Raw genomic sequence first — 6516 nt, forward strand, 5'->3', positions numbered from 1 at the left:
CGGATCGCCTGGCCGACCAGCAGGTCGCCCGGCTGGTCAAACGCGCGGCGCTGGCCGCCGGGGTGCGCGCCGATCTGCCGGAAGGCGAACGCGAGGAAAAGTTCGCCGGCCATTCGCTGCGCGCCGGCCTCGCCTCCTCGGCCGAAGTCGACGAGCGCTACGTCCAGAAGCAGCTCGGGCACGCCAGCGCCGAGCAGACCCGCCGTTATCAGCGCCGGCGCGACCGGTTCCGGGTGAATCTCACCAAGGCTGCGGGCCTTTGACGCCGCTCCCCTGCCGGCGCCTTAGAAATTCCACGGCGAAATCAATTCGAGCCCTGTGGACGCAAAATCATTGAGGTTCCGCGTGGCCAATCGACCGCCGTTGACGCGGGCGATGGCTGCAATCATCCCGTCGGGCGCCGACATCGGTTGGCCACGCCGTGTCGCCTCCCCCATGATGTCGCCATACGCCAGCGCGGCCTCTTCCGTCAGGCCGAAGATCCGATCGGCGAATCGTTGGCGCCAATCCAACAAGCCGCGTTCCAGGCGCTCGGCGCGTTGATCGGGCCTGATTTTCTGAATGCCGAACGCGATCTCGGCGATTGTGACCGTGGGAAGCGCAAGCTCCGCATCGTGACGGACCAGCCAGGCGATTACGGCGTCGTCGGGCGCCTTCCTCAAGGTCTCCGAGATCACATTGGTGTCGAGAAAGATCAAAGTTCGGGTCCGGTGTGGGGCCGGCGGCCCTCGCGGATGATTGCCTCGAGGTCGATATCCGCACCGCCATTGGCCCCAAGGCGGGCGTAAAACGCCGCCGGCGGTTCGCGCCCGGCCGCGCGCTCCTCATAGGCTTCCAGCGCGCGTTCGACCACGTCCGCGATCGAGCGATTCTCCCGACGCGCAAGCCGATGGGCTAGATCTCGTGCCTTGGCACTGCGGACTGAAAGTTGCGGTTCGGCCATCTACGACTCCTCCCCTAAGCATATAGGGGGAACGGTTAGCCATCAAGATGGCAGCTGCTGGCTAGCCAGCTTTCACTCGATTTTGGGCCATTCATCGAACGGAAATCCGCCAAGCCCCGTGCCGCTTACGAATTCAGCGCCTGTCGAGGTGCCGGCTCAGCCGCAGCGCGCACCTTGCTCATCACCTCGCCCATCGCCATTCGGAGCTCGTCCTGGGCGTCGTTCAGTCCGACATGGCCTGTGTAAGCCGCGAGTGCCGCGAATTTCAGTGCGGCTAACATGGCAGCTTCGCTGCCCAGCTCCCGTGAGACCTGCTTCGCCGGATGTTTCTCCAGCACAAAAAGTGCCGACTGGGTGATCGTTTGCCCGATCTCGTCGATCAGATCGTCGAACGCAGCAAGCTCAAGATCATCCTCCGAGCGGCTCGGCCGCGGCACAGGCGGGGTGTTTCGGACGGCAAGCGTCACTTCGCCGACCACCTCGTCCACCAAGTCAACGATCTCGCCGGCGCGCGCATCGAGTTCGTCCCATGGGATGCACCGTGTCCCAAGGCCTTCCTGGGCGCGGTGTTCCGCCGGGGTCCGTGCCGCGATGCGGGCGTTGATCGTGAGACCTGAGCGATCATCGCCAAAGATCGTCATGATCCGCACCCGAGCCGGGCGGTCGCTGAGGCCGCGCAGCTCCTCGGCCCGTTCCAGGGCCGCTGCGATCGCGCCGCCGACAGATGTCGTGTCTCCGGTCAAATCACCCTCTCCCATCCCTTGTTGGCCCGAAAAACCGTAGCCGAGTCGGCTTCAACGACGGAGTCATTCCTGGCGCCGATCCGGGTCATTTCGGCCGCTTGGCCAGCGAGGCACGCAATTCGGCACTGGCCTGGAAGGCGCCGGCTTGCGTGGGTTTCCCGGGTTTGAGGCTGGCGGGACCGCTGCCCGTCGGCGGTGGGGTTGGCTTCGACCCGTCGAGCTTGGCGCGCAGCAAGGCCATGATCATCGGCCAGACCGAGAATTTCCCGGCCTTGGCGCGGTCGGTCAGGCTGCGCAGATAGCCGCCGGCGCTGCTGATCTGGTCCGCTTTCTGGTGGATCGCGGCGAGCGTGATTGCGGCCTGCTGCTCACCCAGGACCTCCCGCGCGTCGTGCCACGCGCTGGGGCTGATCCCCAGCATCGGCCGGGCAAGCTCCGCCGCGGCCACCAAATCCTTCCAGTGCCGGATTTCGCCGCCTTTGATCAGCCAGCGCATGTTGGGACAGGCATCCAGCACAATTCCCAGCGGGAGCTCGCGCTTCGGCAAGCTCCGCAGGTTGTGGTTAGCCGCGGCGTTGCCGCCCGCTTCATCTTCCTTCGCCAGGCCTCTTTCAGATTCAGATGGAAGATCTGGGTTTGAATTCTGTATGTGGCGACCAGAATGGGACTCATTGGCGTCCGGATTCTGTGTTTTGGCAAATGTTTCCAACAGCTCACGGATCTCGCGCCAGAGCGTTTCCATCTCGCCGCCAATGCTCTCCAGGAGCTGCCGCGGTGCAGTCCGAGGAATCCGCCCGGCGATCTCCTGGTAAGCCTGCTGAAACCGCTTCCAATTTCCGGGCACGCCCTCCTCAAGCCCGGCCTCGATCATCTTGACGATGTCGCGGCGCAGAATGGTGAGGCGCTCTTTGGCTACGCGGAACGCCTTCTTCTCGGCCTGGACGGCTTCCGCGAGCGTCTTGTACTCCTCGGCGCGGGCCACGATCGGCGCCAGGTCAAAGCCATAGGCCTGCTCGATTTCTCCGCCATGTCCTTTGCGCGCAAAGCGCTTGCCGTTCGGGCTGTCCCTTCGAATGATCAGACCGCAGTCGACCAAGACGGCGAGATGCCGGCGCAGCGTCGTCGGCGGCATCCCGTTGGCCCGTGCCATCAACTGCTCGTTGGAAGGCCAGACGATCAACTCGCTGTCGGCCTCGAGCGCGGTCTCGGGATGGAATGACAACAGCGCGTGCAGAATCGTCAGCGCACGGTCGGTGGCGCCGAGAACCTGGCGCGCCTCCTTGATGTGCTGAAAGACGTGCCATTTGTGAACAATGGCCGTCTCTGGCTTTGCCTTCGCGGCCAGCTGGCTTGAAATCATGCCAAGCGTCATCGGCCGCCGCCCAAAGGGCGTCGTTGATATGGATTGCGTCATGGTTGTGTCTTTCAGCTTTTAGGCAAAGCGAAAGCGCTCACCAAAACGGTGTCCAACGCCTCGAAGAGGCTCTTGACTGTGATTCGCGGAAGTGAGATTCTCGTTGCCGCCAAACATACGAGAGAGGCTTCCGGGACACTGTTTCGGGGGCCTTTCTTTTTACCGCATGCTACCTCTGTGTTTGTTGCGCCATCGTCCGGCTTCGGCCGAGGCCTCCGCCCTTCCCGCCGCCCAACCAAACCTTGTCATCTGACAAGGTTTGACCGCGCGCCGAAAATCACTCAGTGTCCTCCCGGTCAAAAAATCTTTCCACCAGACCCGGCAGCTCTTCCTCGAGGAAGGCGCCGAACTCAGACGCGTGCTTGTCGGAGACGGTAAGTTTGATATCGCCCTTTGAGAAAGTCGCTTTGCCCAAGACCCTTCCTGCCGGGCTACGCAGCTCGAACTCATTATGAGATCGCGCCGGCGGCTGCCTTACGGCTGCAAAGACGAGCTTGAATCGATCGTCGGAGGGCAGCGTCGAAACCTTGTCAGCTGACAAGGTTTTGCGCACCCGATCCAACGCAGGCGGGTCTTCTCCAATCGCAGTCGCGAGCGCGACCCAGCGGGGCCGGCCCGCCTTCGGCGCCCGGCCTATCGCCTCGATCACCTCGACCGGGACGGCTCGGCAGACCGCCCGGAGGCGAGCAAGCTCCGGGTCGTCGATCGAAAGAGCGGCTCGGATGTCGCGGGGCTTGATCCCGGCCTGATCCATTCGCCACGTGAAAAGCGCGCGCTCGATCCAGCTCAGATCCTGACGTGCCGCGTTCTCGATACCCTGAGCGACGACAAGTTCGCTGTCCGACAGCGCGACAACCGTGGCTTTGACTTTGATGCCGAGATCCAAGGCCGCCCGCCAGCGCCGATGGCCATAAACGACTTGGTACCGGCCATTGGCGATCGGATGCCGCCGGACTTGGATCGGCACCTTCTGGCCTTCTTCGGCGATGAGTTTCTTGAGCGCTTCGAACTCGACCTGGCTGTCATCGGGCAGCCGGTCTGGGAAAGGCGATGGATCGATAGAGGAGGGATCGAGCTCCGAGCCGCCACCGGCGTCGACCAGCGCTTGGAGCCGGTCACGCTCTCCTCGCAACTCCGCCAGCGAACGCTGTGTTGCTCCGATCACCCCGGCTCCAACACGGGCCGGAGGTTGGATCGGCGTATCCGCGCTCGGGGAAGGAGAGGGGCTGGACGGCGCCATCTCGGGCTCGGAGAACGAGCCGAAATTGGCGAGGATCGATCGACCTGAAGGACGTTTATTGGTCATGCGCGCCCCCAAGCCCGAGCGATCAGTGCGAGGATCTGATCATTAACCGCATCAATGGATTCTCGTGCGCGCTTGGTGGTCGCGGCCGAGATGTTGCCCGGTTCCAGCTCATAGAGCGTGCGCTTCGCCAAACCAGCGGTCTCGATGGCTGAGCTTGCGATCGCGGTTGCTGTCAGCACGTCTTCCGTGAACAGGTGCCGAAGCATGGTCACGACCCGGACTTGAGATTGGTCGAAAGGATCGTGCCGGGTCACGACATAGCGAAGGAAGTCCTGCTTCATCGTCGCGCCGGCTTCGCGGATGACCGATATGAGATCGCCCATCATCAGCAAGAACTGGCTCATCGACATGACATCGAGCATTGCAGGGTGGACTGTCACGAGGAGCCCGGTCGCCGCATAGATGGCACCCAACGTCAGGAAGCCGAGCGAAGGTGGCGTGTCGAGGATGATGACATCGTAGGCGTCTTCGACGTCCGTCAATGCGAGGCGCAATCGTTCGAAAAAGATGCTCTCGGAGTCCGCCTGCCGCTTCGACAAATACCGCGGCGTCTCGTGCTCGTACTCCATTACCTCGATATTTCCGGGAATGAGGTCGATACCAGTGAAATAGGTCGGCCGGATGATGTCAGCGATGGGTCGACGCTCGTCGTCGTAGCGCAGGGCCGCATAGATGGTCTCGTTCTGCTGGACATCGATCTCCGGCTGCGCACCGAACATGGCCGACAACGACGCTTGGGGATCGAGGTCGATCGCAAGGACGCGATAGCCCTGGAGAGCCAGATAGTGGGCAAGGTGCGCGCTGGTTGTCGTCTTGGCACTGCCACCCTTGAAATTCGCGACCGCCAGAACCTGCAGATGCTCGCCTGGCCGACGATGAGGCAAGAACCTCAAGGCATCTGCCGGACGCTGAGCGGCAAACAGCTCGCGAAGCTCATTAATCTGCGCGAGCGTATATGCGCGATGGTTGTTCTCCAGCCGGGCGGGAAGGGGGCCTTTCCCTTCGTTCGACATCAACTTGAGAGTCGATTCCGGAATCGAGGTCAGCTTCGAGACCTCATGGGTCATAAAATGCCGTAGACTTTTCTGAGCGTCCGGGGGATACATCTGCTGACGCCTGGCCTGCAGATGTTCAGAGAGCATTCCCGCGTGCCGGATAATCTTGTTGGCGGGATCTTCAATTTGAATATCGGTCCGGGCCTGCGCTTCCATTGCCGATTCATTCCTTCGCTGTCGGCCAGTAGGCGGTTTGTCGCCCTTTGCCCGCTAAAGCTAGGTCACGATTCTCGGCTTTCGTCCAGTCCTTTAAGGTTAACAGACACTTAACGGCGCCTTCTCGCAGCACAACGTAAGCCGCTGATTCGTACTAATTTGCTCAATGTTATCGCGGGCTTATCTTGCAGGCCCAAACGCCGCGATGACGTTTCGTCCCCCCGTTAATCTTACAGTCCAGGCGTATCCTTTTGCCGCCGGATTTCGATCGCCGACAGACCCAGAATCGACGCCCACGAAGCGACTCACGCAACTGGGAGCTCGCCGGCCCCCCGTTAATTCAACAGAGGGTCCGAGCCGCCGCACCATGCTGACTTACCTCCGTTCACGAGAACGCGACGGAGGATTCGGCGAATGCGGGCAATTGCGATTGATGCCAACGAACACGGCGGATTGGGGTCTCTGGTCGATGAGATGCATCAGTTGCGCGCCCGGGTGTTCGCCGGCCGGCTCGGTTGGCGGGTAAAGATTGAGAACGGCCGCGAGCGCGATGAATACGACGCGCTCGACCCGACCTACATCCTGGCCCTGACGGAGCGCGGCGACCTTGCCGGCTGCGCCCGTCTGCTCCTGAGCACGGGCCCAACCATGTTGTCGTGCACCTTCCCGCAAGTGCTCCCGGGGGGGCGGGCCACGGGGCAAATCCACCATGGTCGAGAGTTCGCGCTTTTGCGTCGACACGCGAGGCGAGAGGAGGTCAGGCCGGTTCCTGCGGTCCGACCTGCGCCGCGTTCAGCGCGTCGCTGCGTGAGCGATGGCGGGCGATTGCCATGACCGAACTTCCTTCGCATCCGCGGCTTGTCCGCAAACTCCAGGACGCGCTTGGCGACCAGATCTGC

8 protein-coding genes are annotated in these 6516 nt (G+C 62.4%); 2 read left to right on the plus strand and 6 right to left on the minus strand.

The window, feature by feature from the left end; all coding sequences use genetic code 11:
- Window positions 1-263 (plus strand): tyrosine-type recombinase/integrase (locus ACZYOF_RS41330; protein ID WP_463718839.1); only part of this gene is annotated, 263 nt, incomplete at its 5' end.
- A gap of 21 nt (window positions 264-284) precedes the next feature.
- Here the strand turns inward: ACZYOF_RS41330 and ACZYOF_RS41335 are convergent.
- The 6 genes from ACZYOF_RS41335 to repA all read right to left on the minus strand — a co-directional run bounded on the left by ACZYOF_RS41335 (window position 285) and on the right by repA (window position 5617).
- Window positions 285-698: a type II toxin-antitoxin system VapC family toxin gene (locus ACZYOF_RS41335; RefSeq protein ID WP_455998245.1), complete on the minus strand. Its 414-nt coding sequence runs from the start codon at window positions 696-698 to the stop codon at window positions 285-287.
- Window positions 695-943: a type II toxin-antitoxin system VapB family antitoxin gene (locus tag ACZYOF_RS41340; RefSeq protein WP_463719345.1), complete on the minus strand. Its 249-nt coding sequence runs from the start codon at window positions 941-943 to the stop codon at window positions 695-697. The genes ACZYOF_RS41335 and ACZYOF_RS41340 overlap by 4 nt, the downstream gene beginning before the upstream one ends.
- A 125-nt stretch (window positions 944-1068) precedes the next feature.
- On the minus strand, window positions 1069-1686 hold the full coding sequence (locus ACZYOF_RS41345; RefSeq protein ID WP_463719346.1) for a hypothetical protein: 618 nt from the start codon (window positions 1684-1686) through the stop codon (window positions 1069-1071).
- Window positions 1687-1771: 85 nt separating this feature from the next.
- Window positions 1772-3100 carry a plasmid replication protein RepC gene (gene repC / locus ACZYOF_RS41350; RefSeq protein WP_463719347.1) on the minus strand — a complete coding sequence of 443 codons (1329 nt, stop codon included), beginning with the start codon at window positions 3098-3100 and terminating at the stop codon, window positions 1772-1774.
- A gap of 277 nt (window positions 3101-3377) precedes the next feature.
- Entirely contained in the window at window positions 3378-4406 is a 1029-nt protein-coding gene (repB, locus tag ACZYOF_RS41355) for a plasmid partitioning protein RepB (protein ID WP_463719348.1), read from the minus strand.
- Window positions 4403-5617: a plasmid partitioning protein RepA gene (repA, locus tag ACZYOF_RS41360; protein WP_455998251.1), complete on the minus strand. Its 1215-nt coding sequence runs from the start codon at window positions 5615-5617 to the stop codon at window positions 4403-4405. The genes repB and repA overlap by 4 nt, the downstream gene beginning before the upstream one ends.
- A 414-nt stretch (window positions 5618-6031) precedes the next feature.
- Between repA and ACZYOF_RS41365 the strand changes: the two genes are divergently transcribed.
- Window positions 6032-6451 (plus strand): acyl-homoserine-lactone synthase, encoded by a 420-nt coding sequence (locus tag ACZYOF_RS41365; protein WP_463719349.1) that lies wholly within the window; start codon window positions 6032-6034, stop codon window positions 6449-6451.
- The last annotated feature ends 65 nt before the right edge of the window (window positions 6452-6516 follow it).

The organism is Bradyrhizobium sp. LeoA1Lang (genome assembly GCF_055413685.1).